The sequence below is a fragment of the Paeniglutamicibacter sp. GQ140 genome (genome assembly GCF_059759235.1).
The window spans coordinates 372,719-390,582 of sequence record NZ_JCAXDW010000002.1 but is presented as its reverse complement, the minus strand read 5'-3'; the positions used below and the strand labels follow the sequence as shown (position 1 = coordinate 390,582).

The following is a 17,864-nucleotide window of genomic DNA, read 5'->3' as shown; positions in this document are numbered from 1 at the left end:
CCTCGGAATCGGGGATGTGCGGGGGTGGAGGGGGGAAAGGATGGCGCGCCGCCGACCATGGGGGAGTCGGCGGCGCGCCGGCTTTTTGCTAGGCGTGCGCGACGTCCACGAAGGAGAGCCCGGTGGTCGGCAGCGGGCGGAAGCCCGTCAGCGCGTCCGGGTTCCAGGCGGTCGGGAGCATGCGGTGCAGGATCGGGTAGAGCGGGGCCTGCTCGGCGATCAGGTCGATGACCTGGTTCCAGACCTTCTGCGCCGCCACCGGGTCCGCGGCGCGCACCGCGGCGTCAAGCTGCTTCTGCACGGTCGCGTACTCCTTGGTCTGGTGCCAGCGGAAGCGGTCCTGCGGCCACACGGTGCCGCGGTACCACCAGGACAGCAGCAGGTCCAGGTCGTTGCCGAAGACCGAGGGGTCACCCGGCGCGGCGACGACGCGGAAGGTGCCCGAGTCGACGTGGTCCGGGTACAGCGCACCGGACTGCATGGACTTGAGCGTGACCTTGACGCCGGGAAGCTTGTTCCAGGACTCGATGATCACCGGGGCGGCGTCCTTGACCCAGGAGGTGTCGGTGGTCAGCAGCTCGAAGGAAAGCTCGGTGACCCCTGCCTCCTTGAGCAGTGCGGCTGCCTTGTCCGGGTCGTAGGTGTAGACGGTGGAGGCGCGGTGGTAGCCCGGGTGGTTTTCCTGGACGAAGGAGCTGGCCGCGGTGGCGTTGCCCAGCAGGGCCCGGTCGATGACGGTCTGGGTGTCCAGGCCGTAGTGCAGGGCCTGGCGGACCAGCTTGTTGTCGAAGGGCTTCTCGGCGCAGTTGAACATCAGGAAGAGCAGGCCGAAGGACTGCACCGACTCGACGGTGGCATTGGCCTTGAGCCGCTCGATGTCCAGGTAGGGGACGTCCTCGATGGCCTGGACACGGCCGGATTCCACGGCGGTGACGCGGGCCGCGGCGTCCGAGAGCAGGAACCAGGTCATGCCCGGGGCCTTGGCGGCCATCGGGCCGTTGTAGGCCTCGAACTTCTCGAAGACGATCTTGTCGTCCTTGACCGCGGAAACGAGCTTGTAGGGTCCGGTGCCCACCGGGGCGGCGTCGAAGCCGGCCTGGTTGGCGGAGGCCAGCTTCTTCGGGACGATCTTGACGATGGAAATGCGCTCGGCGAAGAGCGGGAAGGCGTACTTCAGGGTGAAGGCGATCGTGTCGGTGCCCTTGGCGGCGACCTTGTCGATGAAGGGGATGAACTGGGCGAAGAGCGAGGCGTTCTTCTCATCGAGCACGCGCTCGAAGGAGTAGACGACGTCATCGACGGTGACCGGGTCCCCGTTGTGGAAGGTGGCCCCGGCGCGCAGCTTGATCTCGTATCCCAGCTCGCCGACCTTGACCGGTTCGGCCGCGGCGAGTGCCAGATAGCGTTCGCGGGTGGCCGGGTGCAGTTCGGTCAGGCCCTCGAAGATGTGCAGGTTCGCTGCCATCGGGGTGGCCCCGGAGGAGGTCATCGGGTCGAACCCGGTGGAGAGCGCGTAGGACATGCCGGCCTCGATCGGCTTGGTTCCGGCGGCCCCGGAGACGGCGGTGCCGGTCGAACCGCTCGGCCCGCAGGCCGACAGGGTCGCGGCGAACGCGCCGGCGACGCCCATGGCCCCGGCCAGTTTGAGGAAATTGCGGCGGGAGCTGGCCATGTTCAAAACTTCGTTGTGTAGCGTCATGGTGGGTCACCTCGGGTGGGATGTGGACGGTTATCGGATGTAGGATGTCCTATGCCTGAAGTACAATGTATGCGAAGTCACATTGAACGTCAACCACGGACCCGCACCCGGCGGGACCCGCAGGCACGAAGCGGCAGAAGGAAGGGAAACCGATGAGCGCAGCACAGCCATCCGCCCGGCGGATCAGGGCCAATGCGGCCGACCGGCTGCAGGCCCTGCAGCAGGAAATCATGGAGCTGATCCTCGAACGCGGGCTGGTACCTGGTGATCCGCTGCCCACCGAGCACGAACTTGTCGAGGTGCTCGGCGTGGGGCGCAACACCGTGCGCGAGTCGCTCAAGGTGCTCCAGGCGCTGGGCATCGTGGACGTGCGCCACGGCTACGGCATGTTCGTGGCCACCAAGCAGCTCGGCGCGCTCGCCGCAACCCTCGAATTCCACTCCCGGCTCTCGCTGAGCACCAGTGGCCACGAGGCCCTCGAGCTCGTCGAGGTCCGCCAGGCGCTCGAGGCGGGGCTGATCGGCGCGGCCATCGACGCGATGACGGCGCCCGCCTTGGAACGCGTCCGTGCCGCGGTGGAGGACATGGAGGCCCGGGCCGAGGCCGGCCAGCCGCTGAGCGAGGCCGACGAGCAGTTCCACCGCGGATTGTTCGAGCCGCTGGAAAACGGGATGCTCACCAACCTGCTGGGGGTCTTTTGGTCGGCCTACTCGAAGCTGCACGAGCAGATGGACCCGGCCGACGACCTGCTGGTCGAGACGGCCCGCAACCACCGGGACATCTACGAGGCCGTGGCGTCCGGCGACAAGGCCACCGCCGCGCGGCTGATGGCCGGGCACTTTGACGGGATCCGCGGGCTGATCCGCACCACCGTTGGCGGCTAGGTCCCCGGCCCCGGTCAGGGGGCCGGGCGGGATCAGCCAAGCGCGAAGGCGCGCCGCAGCGATCCGTCCGCACGCAGGAGCACGGGTGCCGGCGCGCCCGGCTCCAGCGTTCCGGCGCCACGGCCCAGGCCCAGCGCCCGCGCCGGGACACTCGTCGCGGCCCGGATCGCCTCCCCGAGCGGGACCCCGGCGGCAACGGCCCGGCGCACCGCGGCGTCCATGGTGAGGGTGCTGCCGGCGATGGAGCCGCCGGCGGCGAGCCTGGCCACCGAATCGCGCACCTCCACGACGAGTTCGCCCAACTGGTAGCTGCCGTCGCCGAACCCCGCGGCCGCCATCGCGTCGGTCACCAGGGCCACGCGTCCCGGCGCCTGGGTGAAGAGCAACCGAATGAGCGGGTCGTGGACGTGCACGCCGTCGGCGATGAGTTCCAGGACCACCCGCCCGTCGTCGAAGGCCGCGGCAATCGGGCCGGGGTTGCGGTGGTGCAGCCCCGGCATGGCGTTGAACGCGTGCGCGAGCAGCGAGGCCCCTGCATCGAAGGCCGCCCGGGCGGTGGCGTAGTCGGCCTCGGTGTGGCCGACCGCCACCCGCACGCCGTGTTCGACCAGGAAGCGCGTGGCCGCCAGGCCGGGATCCAGTTCCGGGGCGAGGGTCACCTGCACGATGGCGCCGCCGGCGGCCTCCAGCAGCGGTTCGAGCACTGCCACCGAGGGCGCCAGCAAGTGGTCGGGGTGGTGGGCCCCGCGCTGCCCGGGCGCCAGGCACGGGCCTTCCAGATGGATGCCGGCGATCCGGCCCTCCGCGGTGGCGGCGGCCAGGCGGGCCACCGCCCGGCGCAGCTCGGGCAGCGGATTGGTCACCAGCGAGGCGACGAGGGTCCCGGTGCCGTGGCCGCGGTGCGTGGAGAGGACGGGGTCCAGGCCCCCGGGGTCCTCGAAGGCCGCGCCGCCGCCGCCGTGGCAGTGGATGTCTACGAAGCCCGGGGCCAGCAGGTCCCCTCCGGCATCCAGCACCTCGGTTCCCGGGGACACCCGCTGGATCCAGCCCGCGCCTGTGCGCAGTTCCACCAACGAGCCCTCCTCGACGAGCGCCCAGCCGGACGGATCTGGTGATGCAGCGGATCCGCTCCCGGCGAGAATTGCGGAATGGATGAGGACGCGGTTCATTGGTGCTCCGGTTCGAGGTCGGGGTCAGCGTGTGGTGTCGGTGCGAACGCGCTCAGGAGGGATCCCGTTCCACGGCGGTTTCGTAGCCGTAACGGTCCCCGCGGTAAAGCGTCTCGGTGGCCTCGATGGCCCGCCCTCGATCGGTGAAGCCGACCCGGTCCACCCGCAGGGCCGCGGCGCCAACCGGTTGGTCGAGCAGGTGCGCCTCGGTGGCCGTGAGATTGGTGGCGGTGATGGTCTGGCTGGCCCGCATGATGCGCTGGCCGTGTTCAGCCAGCTGCGTATCCAGCGAACCTTCAGGATCGGGAAGTCCGTCGCCAAAGAGGCCCGGCAGCAGGCGGGCGGTTTCCAGGGCCATGGGCGCCTGGTCCGCCAGGCGGAGCCTGCGCAGCAGCAGAACGCCGGAGCCCTCGGCCACGCCCAGGGCGCGGGCGGTGTCGGCGGAGCAGGGCTCGATCCTGCAGTCCAGGGTGCGGGAGGAGGCCCGGAGACCGCGCTCGGCCATGTCCTGGCTGAATCCGGTTAGCCGCGGGCCCTTGCGGATCTGCGCGGGGTCCGCGACGTAGGTTCCCGAGCCCTGCACGTTGAAGACCAGGCCGGCGGCGGCCAGCCGGGCGATGGCCCGGCGCACGGTGTCGCGGCTGACGCCGAAGCCGGCCTGCAGCTCCCGCTCCGTCGGCAGCGGATCGCCGATGGCCAGCGTCGTGCGGATCTGTTCGGCCAGGGCGTTGGCCAGAGCCACGTACTTGGGGGAACCGGTCCGAACCAATTCGAGTGATTTCTCCATGTTTCCGAGTATATCCCGCAGAATATTGATATTGGTACGGACAAATCATCGAATAGTGGGTACTCTGGGCAGGTGGAAATCATCGTGCTCTCAGACCCGGCGGCCGTGGGCCGCCACGCCGCCCGCCTCATCGCCGACACCCTGGCCGGGCGGCGGGACCCCGTGCTTGGCGTGGCCACCGGCTCCAGTCCGCTGGGCACCTACGCGGCGCTGGCGGTCCTGGCGCGCGAGGGGCTTGACCTCTCGCGAACCACCGCCTTTGCCCTGGACGAGTACGTGGGGCTGGATCCCGCGCACCCCGAGGCGTACCACTCCGTCATCGAACGCGAGGTCACGCTCCCGCTGGGACTTGACCCGCGCAAGGTGCACGTCCCGCACGGCGCGGCCGCCGACCTGCCTGCGGCCTGCGCCGAGTACGAGGCGGCGATCGAGGCGGCCGGGGGAATCGATGTGCAGCTGCTGGGGATCGGGGCCAACGGGCACATCGGCTTCAACGAGCCCGGCTCGTCGCTGGGCAGCCGCACCCGCGTCAAGACCCTGGCCCCGCGCACCCGGCGCGACAACGCGCGGTTCTTCGGGGGAGACGTCGAGGCGGTTCCGGTGCATTGCCTGACCCAGGGCATTGGCACCATCCTGCGCGCCCGCTCGGTGCTGCTGGTGGCCACCGGCGAGTCCAAGGCGGCCGCGGTGGCGGCCATGGCGGAAGGGCCGCTGGGCGCCTTCTGCCCCGCGAGCGCGCTGCAGCTCCATGAGCGGGCGACGGTGGTCCTGGACGAGGCCGCGGCCTCGCTGCTTGCCGACCGCGAATACTACGACTTCGCCCGGGACAACGCGCCCGGGGGTGCCCCGAAGCGGGATTGAGGCGATGCGCGACGCTTGACAGATGTGGGCGATGTCACGTATCCATAGATCGGATGTCCTACCTCTTTGCTCGACCTCACCGACCCTCCCAAGCCGGAAAGGCACTTCCCAAGAGATGACCGATCACCCGAAACCCCGACTTTCACGCGCGGCCCGCCCCCTGGCCACCGCGGCGCTCCTGGCCCTGTTGGCCCCCGTCGCCCTGGCCGGATCCGCGGGCGCCGCCCTGTCGGCACCCGGCACCGACCCCTTCGCCGCCCCGGGCACCTACACCGAGGCGAACCTCGCCGCCGACCGCACAAGCGAAAACTACTTCTACCGCATTCCCGCCCTCGCCCACCTGGGCAACGGCGTGGTGCTCGCCTCCTGGGACGCCCGCCCCAATTCCGCCGCCGACGCGCCCAATGCCAACAGCATCGTGATGCGCCGCAGCACCGACAACGGCAAGACCTTCGGGGAGATGACCACCATCGCCGCCGGCCACCTGGGCGACGCCGAGACCTTGAAGTACGGCTACAGCGACCCCAGCTTCGTGGTCGATGCACAAACCAACACCGTCTTTGCCTTCTTCGTCTATTCCAAGGACCAGGGCTTCCACGGCAGCACCTTCGGGAACGACGACGCCGACCGAAACGTCATCAGCGCCGCGGTGGTCTCCTCGGGCGACGGCGGGGTGAGCTGGAGCGAACCGCGCCTGATCACCGACGTGGCCAAGCCCGGCGCCGACGCCACCCCCGAACCGGGCGACGTGAAGTCCACCTTCGCCACCTCCGGGGCCGGCATCCAGCTGCGCTACGGGGCCCACGCCGGGCGGCTGGTGCAGCAGTACGCCGGCCGGGTCATGCAAGCCGACGGCAGCACGCCGATCCAGGCCTACTCCGTATATTCGGATGACCACGGCCAGACCTGGGAGCGCGGGGAATTCATCGGCACCGGGATGGACGAGAACAAGGTCGTCGAGCTCTCCGACGGACGGGTGATGCTCAACTCCCGCGACTCGAACAACGGGGGATTGCGCAAGGTGGCGATCTCCACCGACGGCGGCCACAGCTACTCGCCGGTTCAAGCCGACACCGAGCTTGTGGACCCGACCAACAACGCCCACGTGACCCGGATGTTCCCCGAAGCGGCCGAGGGCAGCGCGGAGGCGAAGATGCTGCTCTACACCGGGACCAACCACCCCACCGAGCGCCGCAACGTCTCGGCCCGGGTCTCCTGCGACGACGGGGAAAGCTGGCCCGGGCTGCGCACCATCCGCTCCGGCTTCTCCGCCTACTCGGTGGCCACCGCGCTGGACGACGGGCTCTACGGGGTCTTCTACGAGGGCAGCTACACCAACGACCTCCCCTTGGCCACGTTCGACCAAGACTGGCTCAATGTGGCCTGCGCCCCGCTGTCAGCTGCGCCGCTGGCACTGGACGCCGGAGGCAGTGCCGAGGCATCCGTGCGCATCGCCAACCAGGAAGCCACCGCGCTCTCGGGCACGCTGACACTCACCGGCCCGGACGGATGGGACCTGGGCACCGCCGACCTCGCCCCGCTGGCCGCCGGCGCCGAAGCCACCCTCCGGCTCCCGGTCACCGCCCCGGCCACGGCCAACGGAACCGTGAAACTGCAGGCCCGCTTCACCGCCGCCGACGGCCGCACCTCGCACGGCACGCTGGCCGTCGCGGTCAAGGGGCAGGAAATCGTCTCGCTCGAGGTCTCGGGCAAGCGCACCGACGGGGTCCGCGACCTCGCCGCGGCTCCCTACGCGGCCGGAGAGAAACTTCCCTACTCCTTCCACGTCGCCAACACCGGCAACACCACCACCTGGGTGGTGCCGACCGAAGGCAACTTCACCCCGCTGGTTGCCGCACCGGTGGGCCAGAGCAGCCCGGCGGGCAACTGCCGCTACTCGTCGCTCGCCGCCGGCGCCTCCTACGACTGCGCCACGCCCCGGCACACGGTGACGGAGGCGGAGGTGGCCGACGGCTTCTTCGTCCCCGCCAGCACCTGGACCGCCGGGCGGATCCCGGACTACGCCACGGTCGTCAAAAAGTATTCCGTCGACGGCGGCGAGGTCGACCTGCTGGTGCGCGCCCCCGGCCTGGCGGCAAGCGCCTCCGCGGGAACCTTCACCGACGAGGACGGCAACGGCCATGCCTCCGCGGGGGACACGGTGAGGCACCCGGCGGTCCTGTCCAACACCGGCAACGTCAGGCTGACCGGGATCCGCGCCGGGGACCAGGCGCTCGCCGGCGCACTCGCCCCCGGGGCCACCCTCGAGACCGAGCTCGTCCACGAGCTCACGGCGCAGGAGGCCCTCAGTGGCCAACTGGCCGAACGCACCGTGCAACTGGCGGCGTCCAACGGCAATAGGCAGGCCACTGCGCAGCTCGCGCTGGGCCCGGTGCAGCTGCCCCTGGACCCCGAAGCCTGGGAACCCACCGACGTGGAGACCCAGGTCCCGGCCACCAGCAGGCTGTCCCTGGCGCCCGAGGCCGGCGCCGCGCGCTGGGACGGGGACTTCTCCGTGGTGATGGAGCTGCCGCGCGGGACCAATGCAAGTGTCTTCCGTCTCTTTGAGGACGGCCGTCTGATCCACGGCCAGCAGCTGAAGGCCGACAGCCCGCGTTCCCAACGCGCCGTGGTCGGGCTCACCGGGAGGGCGGACGGAAACCGCCGCTACACCGCCGAACTCCAGAACGCGGCCGGCACCTCCACCTCCCTTCCGCTGCGGGTCACCGTGGATTCCGGGCGGGCCGGCTAGTTCCGGCACCCCGTGCCGGGGACCGGGTGCAGGGGACCTGCGGCCATCAGGTCGCGGGGCCCCTGCGCCGGGCCGTCCCCGGGCATGGGGCTTGGCTTCGGGCCCGTCCGGAGCCGTGGGCAGCCCAAAGGGTGCCCCGTGGAGAAATACCGGGGAATGATCCGGGAGCGGGTTATGATGAGTCGCGATGGCAAGGTTATTTGGGACCGATGGTGTCCGCGGAAAAGCAAACGAACTTCTGACCCCCGAGCTGGCGATGGCGCTTTCACAGGCCGCCGCCATGGTGCTGGGGCACGAACAAATAGATGACGGGCGCAGGCCCGTGGCGGTGGTGGCCAAGGATCCAAGGATCAGTGGCGACTTCCTTTCGGCTGCGATCGAGGCGGGCCTCGCGGCTTCCGGCGTCGACGTGCACGATGCGGGGACCCTGCCGACTCCGGCGGCGGCATACCTGGTCGCGGACCTGGGTGCCGACTTCGGCGTCATGATCTCCGCCTCACACAACGCGGCACCCGACAACGGGATCAAGTTCCTGGCCCGCGGCGGCAAGAAACTCGACGACGCCCTGGAGGACGCCATCGAGGCGGCCATGGAGAAGCCCAAGCACCGCCCGGTCGGCGCGGACGTGGGACGCATCTCGCGCTTCGCCGATGCCGAGGACCGTTACATCATGCACCTGTTGCAGACGCTGCCCCACCGCCTGGACGGGCTCAAGATCGTCCTTGACTGCGCGCACGGCGCGGCCAGCGGCTGCTCGCCGGAGGTGTTCAACGCCGCCGGTGCCCAAGTCGTGGTCATTGGCGCGGAACCCGACGGCATCAACATCAACGACGGCTACGGCTCGACGCACCTTGAACGCCTGCAGGCGGCAGTGGTGGACAACGGGGCCGACCTGGGCATCGCCCACGACGGCGACGCCGACCGCTGCCTGGCCGTCGACCACGAGGGAACCGTCGTGGACGGGGACCAGATCATGGCGGTCATGGCCATGGACATGAAGGAACGCGGCGTCCTGAAGGACAACACCCTGGTCGCCACCGTGATGAGCAACCTGGGCCTGAAGATCGCGATGCGCGAGGCCGGCATCACGATCAAGGAAACCGGCGTGGGGGACCGCTACGTGCTCGAGGGCATGCGCGAGGGCGGCTACAACCTGGGTGGCGAGCAATCCGGCCACGTGATCTTCGCGGACCACGCCACCACCGGCGACGGGGTGCTGACCGGCCTGCACATTGCGGCCCGCGTCAACGCCACCGGCAAGTCCCTGAAGGAACTTGCCGGAGCCATGACGGTGCTGCCGCAGGTGCTGATCAACGTCAAGGGCGTTGACAAGGAAGCGGCACCAAGCAACCAGATGCTGATCGCCGCGATCGTTGCCGCCGAGGCGGAACTCGGGAGCAACGGCCGGGTGCTGCTGCGCCCCTCGGGCACCGAACCCGTGGTGCGCGTGATGGTGGAAGCCACCTCGCAGGACATGGCCCAATCGCTGGCCACCTCGCTGGCCGAGGTCGTTTCACGCGAACTGGCGCTATAGATTCTTTTTGCAACATTGAGACCGTGGCCGAGTGTTCCGGCACCAACGGTGTCAGGCGCTCGGCCACACGCATTTGAAATGTGCAGCCCCAGGCTGCACCAGTGATTTTCGAAAGGGTGTTCCACGGGCATGAGCATGAAGATATCGGTGATAGGTACCGGATACCTGGGCGCGACACACGCGGCCTGCATGGCTGAACTCGGCTTCGAAGTCATCGGCGTTGACGTCGACCCGGCAAAGATCCAGGCCCTGTCCGAAGGCAGGTTGCCCTTCCACGAACCTGGCCTGGGGGAGTTGTTGCGCAAGCACGTGGCCTCGGGCCGGCTGCGCTTCACCACCGACTATGAGCAGGTGGCCTCCTGGGCAGACATCCACTTCGTGGGCGTCGGCACCCCGCAGCGTGCCGACGGGCACGGGGCAGACATGCGCTACGTCGACGCGGCGGTGGCCGAGCTTGCCGCCCGCATTCGCGGCACTGCACTGATCGTGGGCAAGTCCACGGTTCCGGTGGGCACCGCCCGCAGGCTGCGCGGGCTGATTGCGGCCAACGCCCACCCCGATGCGCAGATCTCCCTGGCCTGGAACCCCGAGTTCCTGCGCGAGGGCTTCGCCGTGGCGGACACCATGTCCCCGGACCGCCTGGTGCTGGGTGTCGAGGACGGGACCTCCGAGGCCATCCTGCGCGAGGTCTACGCCAATGCCCTGGAGGCGGACACCCCGCTGATCGTGACGGACTTTGAGACCGCGGAACTGGTCAAGGTCGCGGCCAACGCCTTCCTGGCCACCAAGATCTCCTTTATCAACTCCTTTGCCGAGGTCACCGAGACCATCGGCGGGGACATCACGGTGCTGGCCGACGCACTGGGCCACGACGCGCGCATCGGGCGCAAGTTCCTCAATGCAGGCGTGGGCTTCGGCGGCGGTTGCCTGCCCAAGGACATCCGGGCCTTGCAGGCGAGGACCAGTGAACTGGGCCTGACGCACACCATGGGCTTCCTGGCCGAAGTGGACGAGATCAACCTGCGCCGGCGCGAACGCGTGGTCCGCCTGGCGAACGTGATGCTCAAGGACGACCTGGTCGGGGCTCGCATTGCGGTCCTCGGGGTCACCTTCAAGCCCGACTCCGACGACGTGCGGGATTCCCCGGCGCTGGACATCGCCGTGCGGCTGTACAACGCCGGTGCCGACGTACTCGTCTACGACCCCAAGGGCAACAAGAACGCGGCCGAGCGTTTTCCGCGGCTGCAGTACGCAGGTGACCTGCCCGAGGCCGTGCAGGATGCCGACTTGGTGCTGCTGCTGACCGAATGGGCGGAATTCAAGGCCCTGGTTCCAGCTGACCTCGAGCACTTGGTGGCTGCCCGGCGCCTCATCGATGGAAGAAACGTCCTGAACCGGAAGCAGTGGGAAGCGTCCGGCTGGGAGATCGTGGGCATGGGCCAGCACCATGCTCCGCTCGACGGAGAGCTCTAGGCCCTGGCGACGGCCGGCCACGCGGCGGTGGACATGCGCCGCTCCGTTCCGGCACCGGCCATCGTCTCGGTGCCTGGGCGGTCCGTCGCGCCGCTTCGCGCCATGACAATCGAATTCAATTTTGGTGGTCAATTAGGCAGGCGAACATCCGGAATTTGGGTAGCATGACTTGAGCGTGGATTACCCCAATTGTCCACGCAGTATTTGCGTGTACCCCAAGTATCCGCAAATGCGAGGGACCCACCAAGCACTCGCAATGTTGGTGGGTCCCTTTCGTTAATCCGGTCCTGCTTCCGGGCCGCATTCCGGGTCCGGCCCGCCGACCGGCGGCGACGTCCCTAAAGCCCCAGCTCGCGGCCAGCGCGGGGGAGTTCCTGCAGCAGGTCGACGGCGCTGACCATGCCTTCGTGTGCCGCCAACGCGCCCGCATGCGCATGGACCAGGGCACCGGCCGCGGCCAGGTCCACCAGGCGATGGCTCTGCGCCACGACGTCGGCCGCGGTGGGCGTGGCGGGGAAATTCGCTGCCGCCAACAGCGTGCCGAGGATGCCCGTGAGCACGTCGCCGCTGCCGGCGGTGGCAAGATCAGGGGTGGAGGCGTGGACGATCAGGGTGTAGCCGTCGGGAGCGGTGCAAATTGTCGAGGGCCCCTTGAGAAGGACCACGCAGTCGTAGGCAACGGCAGCCCAGCGGGCCCAGCGGATCGGGTCGTTGGAGATATCGCGGGAGCTGACGCGTACGCCGGCCTTGGCCAGCAGGGCGTGCAGTTCCCCGGCATGCGGGGTGAGAATCCGCAACTGGTGGTGTCCGCCCGGTTCCAGCATGGAAAGCGCGCCTGCATCGATGACACAGGGAGTGCTCGCGGCCAGGATCATGGCCAAGTGTCGGCGGGTGTCCTCGGTGTCCTCAAGCCCCGGGCCGATGGCCCAGGCTCCGATGCGGGTCGCACCCTCGCGCTCATTGCGGCGGTTGCGTGCCAACAGGGCCGTCAGCTCCGGGGTCGCCAGCGGAACGGACTCCGGCACCTGGGTGGTCAAGGCCGTAGCAACGGCCTCCGGGACCAGAGTGCGCAGCAGGCCGAGCCCGCTGGAAACCGCGGCCCTGGCGGTGAGCACCGCAGCGCCGGGGTACTTCGCGGAGCCCGCCATCAGCCCCAGCACCCCTCGCTGGTACTTGTGCCTGCCGGCCGCGCTCCAGTCGGTATTTCGGTCCAGCAGAAGTTCGAGGTCGTCTCCCTGCACCATCCAGGCCTCGGGTTCGGGCAAGGTTGCGGAGAGCCCCAGGTCGGTGACGAGAATGTTCCCGGACACCAGGTGGCCCGATCCCACCACAAGCCCAGTCTTCAGCGCACCGAAGCTGACGGTGCGGTCGGCCGGGATGACGTTGTCCGCCGCGGCGCCGGTGTCGGGGTTCACCCCGCTGGGAAGGTCGCACGCCAGTACGGGGATTTCGCGGGGCACCTCGGGAAGCTTCGCCCCGGGACGGCCCCCGGTGCCATAGCCGGCATCGATCAGCAGATCGCAGTTAACCAGGAGGTCGTCCAGGCCCGCCAAGGTTGCCGTGCGCCCGCCCGCACGTGACAGTGACTTCAATCCGGCCTGGTGGGCGTCGGTTCCCAGCAACACCGCGGTGGCCTGCACCCCGCGCTTGGCCAAGGTGGCGAGGGCGAAGAGCCCGTCCCCGCCGTTGTTTCCCGGACCGATCAGGGCCACAGCACGGGAGCCGTACAGCCGTCCCGTATTTTCCTTGAGCAATAGCACTGCCTGGTGTGCCAGTGCGTCTGCGGCCCGGTGCATCAAGGTCAGGTCGTTGGCATCGCGCAGCAGCTGGGCTTCGGCATCTCGAACGTGGGAACCGGCGTAGACGGGGATCATTAGTTCAGAATACCCAACTCCGGAGGCGAATTGCCGCAGCCATGGCCAGTCGGGAGGTGCCTGTCTACCGTTCGGCGACGACCATGGCGGTGGCCAGATCGCCGTCGTGGCTCATGGACAGGTGCCAGTGCACCACACCTTTTCTTGCGGCCGCCTCGGCAACCGAGCCGTCAAGCACCACAAAGGGGTCGCCGGCGCCGTCTTTCTCGATCCAGCAATGCTGCCAGTTCATGCCTGCCGGAGCACCCAATGCCTTCGCAATGGCTTCCTTGGCAGCGAATCGTGCGGCCAGGGACCTCACGTGGAGCTCGCGTTCCGCGGGAACAAAGAGGCGCTCGCGCAAGGCCGGGGTCCGCTCCAGTTGCGCCTTGAAGCGCGAGACCTCCACTACATCAACACCAATTCCCACGATCATGCCTCCGAGTTTATCGGCTTCCGGAGTAGCTCCATGCCGGATACGGATTCTTGCTATGGCATGCCGACCACCGGAGTCGTAGGCTACGAGGCAGTGCGTCCAGCGAACCGATGGGAAGGGACAGGCAGTGACGGTGAATGAGATCGGAATTGAGCCAAGCGCGATTGCGCTGTTGCGGGACGGCTTTGGCCGCATTCGGGATGGCCTCCAGCGGCTCCTGGCCGAGGCCGAACCGCGGATGCTGAGCTTTAGGGCGAGCAGTCATTCGAATTCCATGGCATGGCTCATCTGGCATCTGACCCGCATCGAGGATGACCACTTCACGCATCTGGCCAGGGCACTGGATGGGGAATCAACGCTCGAGCAGTGTTGGATCGCCCGGGACTGGGTGACCCGTTTCAATCTGCCCTACCGCCGGCTCGATACCGGCTTCGGGCACAGCAGTGACCAGGTTGCGGATTTCGGGATGTATGACGCCGAGTACCTGCTCGGCTACCACCGGGATGTGCACGAACAAGCAATGGGCATCCTGTCGGCCTTGCCCGAGGCGGACCTTTCGACCGTTATTGACCGGCGGTGGAATCCACCCGTCACCGCCGGGGTCAGGCTGATTAGCGTCCTCAACGAGACCGCCTCGCACTTGGGTCAGGCGGAATTCCTGCGTGGGATCTACGCCGACCAATCCGGCTGAGGGAAGGCACGTTCCTTAAAACCGGCGGTGCCGGTGCTTCCGCGTTTCGGGAAGCACCGGCACCGCCGGAAGCGGAACGTATTTTGGTCCAGGACCTACTCGACAGTGACCGACTTTGCCAGGTTGCGCGGCTGGTCCACGTCCAGCCCCTTGGCCGAGGCCAATTCGCAGGCGAAGAGCTGCAGCGGGACGGTGGCCAGCAGCGGCATCAGCAGCACCGGAGTCTCCGGAAGGTAGAACACGAACTCGGCGTAGTCGCGAACCGCCTCGTCGCCTTCCTCGGCGATGACCAGGGTCTTGGCGCCGCGGGCGCGCACTTCCTGGATGTTCGAGACGACCTTGGAGTGCAGCGAATCGCGGCCGCGCGGCGAGGGGACAACCACGAAGACCGGCTTGCCCTCCTCGATCAGAGCGATCGGGCCGTGCTTGAGCTCGCCTGCGGCGAAGCCCTCTGCATGGATGTAGGCGATTTCCTTGAGCTTCAGGGCGCCTTCCATGGCTACCGGGTAGCCAACGTGGCGGCCCAGGAAGAGAACCGACTCGGTCTCCTGCATGGAACGGGCCAGCGACTTGATTTCATCCGCGCGGTCCAGGACGTCCTGGATCTTGGCCGGGATCTTGCCCAGGTCGGCAAGGATGTCCTTGATCTGTCCGGAGAACAGGTTGCCGCGCAACTGGGCCAGGTACAGGCCGAGCAGGTAGGTGGCGGTGATCTGCGCGAGGAACGCCTTGGTGGAGGCAACGGCGATTTCCGGTCCGGCGTGCGTGTACAGCACTGCATCGGATTCACGCGGGATGGTGGAGCCGTTGGTGTTGCAGATGGCCAGGGTCTTGGCGCCCTGTTCCTTGGCGTAGCGCACGGCCATGAGCGTATCCATGGTCTCGCCGGACTGCGAGATGGAAACGACCAGGGTGTTCTCGTTCACGATCGGGTCGCGGTAGCGGAACTCGTGGCTCAGCTCGACCTCGACCGGGATCCGGCACCAGTTCTCGATGGCGTACTTGGCCACGGATCCCGCGTAGGCGGAGGTTCCACAGGCCAGCACAACGATCTTGGTGACGGCGGCGAGTTCCTCGGGGGAGATGCGCAGTTCATCGAGGGTCAGTCGGCCAAAGGCGTCCGAGCGGCCCAGCAGGGTGTCGGCCACCGCAGCGGGCTGGTCGAAGATTTCCTTTTCCATGAAGGAGCCGAAGCCGCCCTTTTCGGCGCTGGCGGCATCCCAGTCGACGTGGAATTCCTTGCCTTCGGCAGGGTTGCCGGAGAAGTCGGTGATGCTGTGGGAATCGGGGGTGATCGTGACGATCTGGTCCTGCCCCAGCTCCACCGCGCGGCGGGTGAAGTCGATGAATCCCGAAACATCCGAGCCCAGGAAGTTCTCGCCGTCGCCCAGGCCCAGGACCAGGGGGGAGTTGCGGCGAGCGGCCACGACGACGCCCGGGTGGTCCGCGTGAACAGCCAGCAAGGTGAATGCACCCTCGAGTTGGCGGGCGGCCAGCTCCATCGAACGGGTGAGGTTGCCTTCGCCGGCTCCGCGGTAGACGGAGCCCAACAGGGCAGCTGCCACTTCGGTGTCGGTTTCGGAAAGGAACTCGACGCCCTCTGCTAGCAGCTTGCCCTTGAGCTCGGCGAAGTTCTCGATGATGCCGTTGTGGATCAGCGCGAGGTTCCCTCCGTCGGCCAGGTGCGGGTGGGCGTTGCCATCCGTGGGGCCGCCGTGGGTCGCCCAGCGGGTGTGGCCAATGCCGGTCAGGGAGGACGGCAGCGGATCGGCTTCCAGGGCCTCGACGAGGTTGTTCAGCTTGCCCGACTTCTTGCGCGAGTCGATGCCCGCTTCGGTGACGACGGCCAGTCCGGCCGAGTCATAGCCGCGATATTCGAGGCGTCGAAGACCCTCAAGAATCACATCGAGCGCCCCGTGATCGGCTGCGCGTCCAGCATTACCTACGTATCCAACGATTCCACACATGCCAAAAAGATTACCGTGCCGCGCAAGCCTCCACGTTCATTTGCGCTGACGGCTGGTCTTAAAAATATGTGTGCATGCCCACGCGTCCGGAGTATGGCCAAAAGGTTAAGTTTGGGAATACGGGCGGATTGTTGGCACAATTCAAGGCGTGAATGGACAGCGTGCGGTCGACTACAGTGCAACACCCTTCGTCGAATTGGACCGCCAAACCTGGGCAAGACTGTCCAACGAACTCAAGCAACCGCTGGATGAAGCGGACCTGCGCCGGCTCAGCGGGCTCGGCGAGCAACTCAATCTCGCCGAGGTGCGCGAGGTCTATCTCCCTCTATCGCGCCTTCTCAACCTCTATGTCCAGGGGTCGGCCGCGCTTCACCAAGCCACCAACACCTTCCTGGGGGAGAGCACCCGGCGCACGCCCTTTGTCATCGGCGTGGCCGGTTCCGTTGCGGTGGGCAAGTCGACCACGGCCCGCGTGCTGCAGGAGCTCTTGCGCCGCTGGCCCGACACCCCCGACGTGCAATTGATTACCACCGACGGCTTCCTGTATCCGAACGTGGACCTGGAAAAACGCGGCATCATGCACCGCAAGGGATTTCCGGAATCCTACGACCGGCGTCGACTGTTACGTTTCGTCTCCGAGGTGAAATCCGGCGCGCCGGAGGTGCGCGCGCCCTGGTACTCGCACCTCACCTACGACATCGTTCCGGGCAAGGAAGTCGTGGTGCGTTCTCCTCAGGTGCTGATCGTGGAGGGCCTAAATGTGCTTCAGCCCGCACGGGCGCGCCTTGATGGCACTGCAGGCCTGGCCCTGAGTGATTTCTTTGACTTCTCCGTCTATGTTGACGCCCGCACAGCGGACATCGAGGAATGGTACATCCGCCGATTCATGAAACTGCGGTCCGGTGCGTTCTCGGACCCCGCATCCTATTTCCACCGTTATGCATCACTGAGCGACGAGGAAGCCAGGGAAACCGCACACGGAATCTGGAAAAGAATCAATGAGCCGAACCTTCGGGAAAATGTCATTCCGACGCGTGGCCGCGCACAACTTGTGCTTAGTAAATCCGCTGATCATTCGATCCGACGAATGCTTCTTCGCAAGATCTGACTTGCGAATCCAGCGGATGAACGTATCGCAAATTTTGAAAAATATCCGCGTCACCATCTGTTGACCACTACCATCGTGTGCAAAGCTGGGCACATGTTAAAAGGATTCAGAGATTTCATTATGCAGGGCAACGTTGTTGACCTTGCCGTTGCCGTTGTCATTGGTGCTGCTTTCGGCGCCGTGGTCAAGTCATTGGTTGAGAACATCATCATGCCTTTGATTGCCGCATTGGTGGGTTCGCCGAACTTCGACGATTTCCTGATTGTCACGATCGGCGACGGCGTTGCCATCAAGTTCGGTGTGTTCTTGACCGTCCTGGTGAACTTCATCCTCATTGCTGCCGCCATCTACTTCGTGGTCGTTTTGCCGATGAAGCACCTCAGCGAAAAGCGCCAGGCCCGCCTGGGCGTCGAAGAGCCCGCCGAGGAATTGGACCCGCAGGTTGCCCTGCTGGCCGAAATCCGCGACGAGCTCCGCAGCCGAGCGCTCTAAACTCGCTGCAACACTTCCCTATCAGCCAATAACGAAGCCCTGGCGGCCCTGTTCACATGATCAGGCCACCGGGGCTTCGTCGCGCCCGGCGCCGTCAGGACGACGGCCACGGCCATCGGTGGCGTGCCCCTGAAGCATGCACCACGGGGATAGTGGGA

14 protein-coding genes are annotated in these 17,864 nt (G+C 67.2%); 8 read left to right on the top strand and 6 right to left on the bottom strand.

Annotated elements, in window-relative coordinates:
* Positions 1-88 precede the first annotated feature (88 nt).
* Positions 89-1,699, bottom strand: coding sequence for an ABC transporter substrate-binding protein (locus tag AC6CHY_RS04530; protein ID WP_498225717.1), 1,611 nt, complete (start codon positions 1,697-1,699; stop codon positions 89-91).
* Positions 1,700-1,851: 152 nt separating this feature from the next.
* On the opposite strand from AC6CHY_RS04530, the gene AC6CHY_RS04525 reads away from it, so the two are divergent.
* On the top strand, positions 1,852-2,583 hold the full coding sequence (locus AC6CHY_RS04525; protein ID WP_217389448.1) for a FadR/GntR family transcriptional regulator: 732 nt from the start codon (positions 1,852-1,854) through the stop codon (positions 2,581-2,583).
* 32 nt (positions 2,584-2,615) lie between these two features.
* On the opposite strand, the gene nagA is transcribed toward AC6CHY_RS04525, so the two are convergent.
* Entirely contained in the window at positions 2,616-3,752 is a 1,137-nt protein-coding gene (nagA, locus tag AC6CHY_RS04520) for an N-acetylglucosamine-6-phosphate deacetylase (protein ID WP_498225715.1), read from the bottom strand.
* Between the two features lie 52 nt (positions 3,753-3,804).
* Complete coding sequence (locus AC6CHY_RS04515; protein WP_498225713.1) at positions 3,805-4,539, bottom strand: GntR family transcriptional regulator; 735 nt, start codon at positions 4,537-4,539, stop codon at positions 3,805-3,807.
* 72 nt (positions 4,540-4,611) lie between these two features.
* Here AC6CHY_RS04515 and nagB point away from each other — a divergent pair, with 72 nt between their 5' ends.
* The 4 genes from nagB to AC6CHY_RS04495 all read left to right on the top strand — a co-directional run bounded on the left by nagB (position 4,612) and on the right by AC6CHY_RS04495 (position 11,159).
* On the top strand, positions 4,612-5,400 hold the full coding sequence (gene nagB, locus AC6CHY_RS04510) for a glucosamine-6-phosphate deaminase (RefSeq protein WP_498225712.1): 789 nt from the start codon (positions 4,612-4,614) through the stop codon (positions 5,398-5,400).
* 115 nt (positions 5,401-5,515) lie between these two features.
* On the top strand, positions 5,516-8,152 hold the full coding sequence (locus AC6CHY_RS04505; RefSeq protein ID WP_498225711.1) for an exo-alpha-sialidase: 2,637 nt from the start codon (positions 5,516-5,518) through the stop codon (positions 8,150-8,152).
* Positions 8,153-8,339: 187 nt separating this feature from the next.
* Positions 8,340-9,686, top strand: coding sequence for a phosphoglucosamine mutase (glmM, locus tag AC6CHY_RS04500; protein WP_217389453.1), 1,347 nt, complete (start codon positions 8,340-8,342; stop codon positions 9,684-9,686).
* 129 nt (positions 9,687-9,815) lie between these two features.
* On the top strand, positions 9,816-11,159 hold the full coding sequence (locus AC6CHY_RS04495) for a UDP-glucose dehydrogenase family protein (protein ID WP_498225709.1): 1,344 nt from the start codon (positions 9,816-9,818) through the stop codon (positions 11,157-11,159).
* A 338-nt stretch (positions 11,160-11,497) separates the two neighbouring features.
* On the opposite strand, the gene AC6CHY_RS04490 is transcribed toward AC6CHY_RS04495, so the two are convergent.
* Positions 11,498-13,033 (bottom strand): NAD(P)H-hydrate dehydratase, encoded by a 1,536-nt coding sequence (locus AC6CHY_RS04490; RefSeq protein WP_217389455.1) that lies wholly within the window; start codon positions 13,031-13,033, stop codon positions 11,498-11,500.
* A 64-nt stretch (positions 13,034-13,097) separates the two neighbouring features.
* A complete protein-coding gene (locus tag AC6CHY_RS04485; RefSeq protein WP_217389456.1) occupies positions 13,098-13,448 on the bottom strand; it encodes a holo-ACP synthase in 351 nt (116 codons plus the stop codon).
* A gap of 127 nt (positions 13,449-13,575) precedes the next feature.
* On the opposite strand from AC6CHY_RS04485, the gene AC6CHY_RS04480 reads away from it, so the two are divergent.
* Positions 13,576-14,139, top strand: a complete 564-nt coding sequence (locus AC6CHY_RS04480) for a mycothiol transferase (protein ID WP_217389457.1) — start codon at positions 13,576-13,578, stop codon at positions 14,137-14,139.
* A gap of 95 nt (positions 14,140-14,234) precedes the next feature.
* On the opposite strand, the gene glmS is transcribed toward AC6CHY_RS04480, so the two are convergent.
* Positions 14,235-16,106: a glutamine--fructose-6-phosphate transaminase (isomerizing) gene (glmS, locus tag AC6CHY_RS04475; RefSeq protein ID WP_217389458.1), complete on the bottom strand. Its 1,872-nt coding sequence runs from the start codon at positions 16,104-16,106 to the stop codon at positions 14,235-14,237.
* A 148-nt stretch (positions 16,107-16,254) separates the two neighbouring features.
* Here glmS and coaA point away from each other — a divergent pair, with 148 nt between their 5' ends.
* On the top strand, positions 16,255-17,214 hold the full coding sequence (gene coaA / locus AC6CHY_RS04470; RefSeq protein ID WP_217389459.1) for a type I pantothenate kinase: 960 nt from the start codon (positions 16,255-16,257) through the stop codon (positions 17,212-17,214).
* A gap of 93 nt (positions 17,215-17,307) precedes the next feature.
* Entirely contained in the window at positions 17,308-17,706 is a 399-nt protein-coding gene (gene mscL / locus AC6CHY_RS04465; RefSeq protein WP_217389524.1) for a large conductance mechanosensitive channel protein MscL, read from the top strand.
* The last annotated feature ends 158 nt before the right edge of the window (positions 17,707-17,864 follow it).

Excerpts from the sequence above, each read along its gene's own strand:
- AC6CHY_RS04530 (WP_498225717.1), bottom strand. The coding sequence starts at position 1,699 with ATGACGCTACACAACGAAGTTTTGAACATGGCCAGCTCCCGCCGCAAT.
- AC6CHY_RS04525 (WP_217389448.1), top strand. The coding sequence starts at position 1,852 with ATGAGCGCAGCACAGCCATCCGCCCGGCGGATCAGGGCCAATGCGGCC.
- nagA (WP_498225715.1), bottom strand. The coding sequence starts at position 3,752 with ATGAACCGCGTCCTCATCCATTCCGCAATTCTCGCCGGGAGCGGATCC.
- AC6CHY_RS04515 (WP_498225713.1), bottom strand. The coding sequence starts at position 4,539 with ATGGAGAAATCACTCGAATTGGTTCGGACCGGTTCCCCCAAGTACGTG.
- AC6CHY_RS04505 (WP_498225711.1), top strand. The coding sequence starts at position 5,516 with ATGACCGATCACCCGAAACCCCGACTTTCACGCGCGGCCCGCCCCCTG.
- glmM (WP_217389453.1), top strand. The coding sequence starts at position 8,340 with ATGGCAAGGTTATTTGGGACCGATGGTGTCCGCGGAAAAGCAAACGAA.
- AC6CHY_RS04495 (WP_498225709.1), top strand. The coding sequence starts at position 9,816 with ATGAGCATGAAGATATCGGTGATAGGTACCGGATACCTGGGCGCGACA.
- AC6CHY_RS04490 (WP_217389455.1), bottom strand. The coding sequence starts at position 13,033 with ATGATCCCCGTCTACGCCGGTTCCCACGTTCGAGATGCCGAAGCCCAG.
- AC6CHY_RS04485 (WP_217389456.1), bottom strand. The coding sequence starts at position 13,448 with ATGATCGTGGGAATTGGTGTTGATGTAGTGGAGGTCTCGCGCTTCAAG.
- glmS (WP_217389458.1), bottom strand. The coding sequence starts at position 16,106 with ATGTGTGGAATCGTTGGATACGTAGGTAATGCTGGACGCGCAGCCGAT.
- mscL (WP_217389524.1), top strand. The coding sequence starts at position 17,308 with ATGTTAAAAGGATTCAGAGATTTCATTATGCAGGGCAACGTTGTTGAC.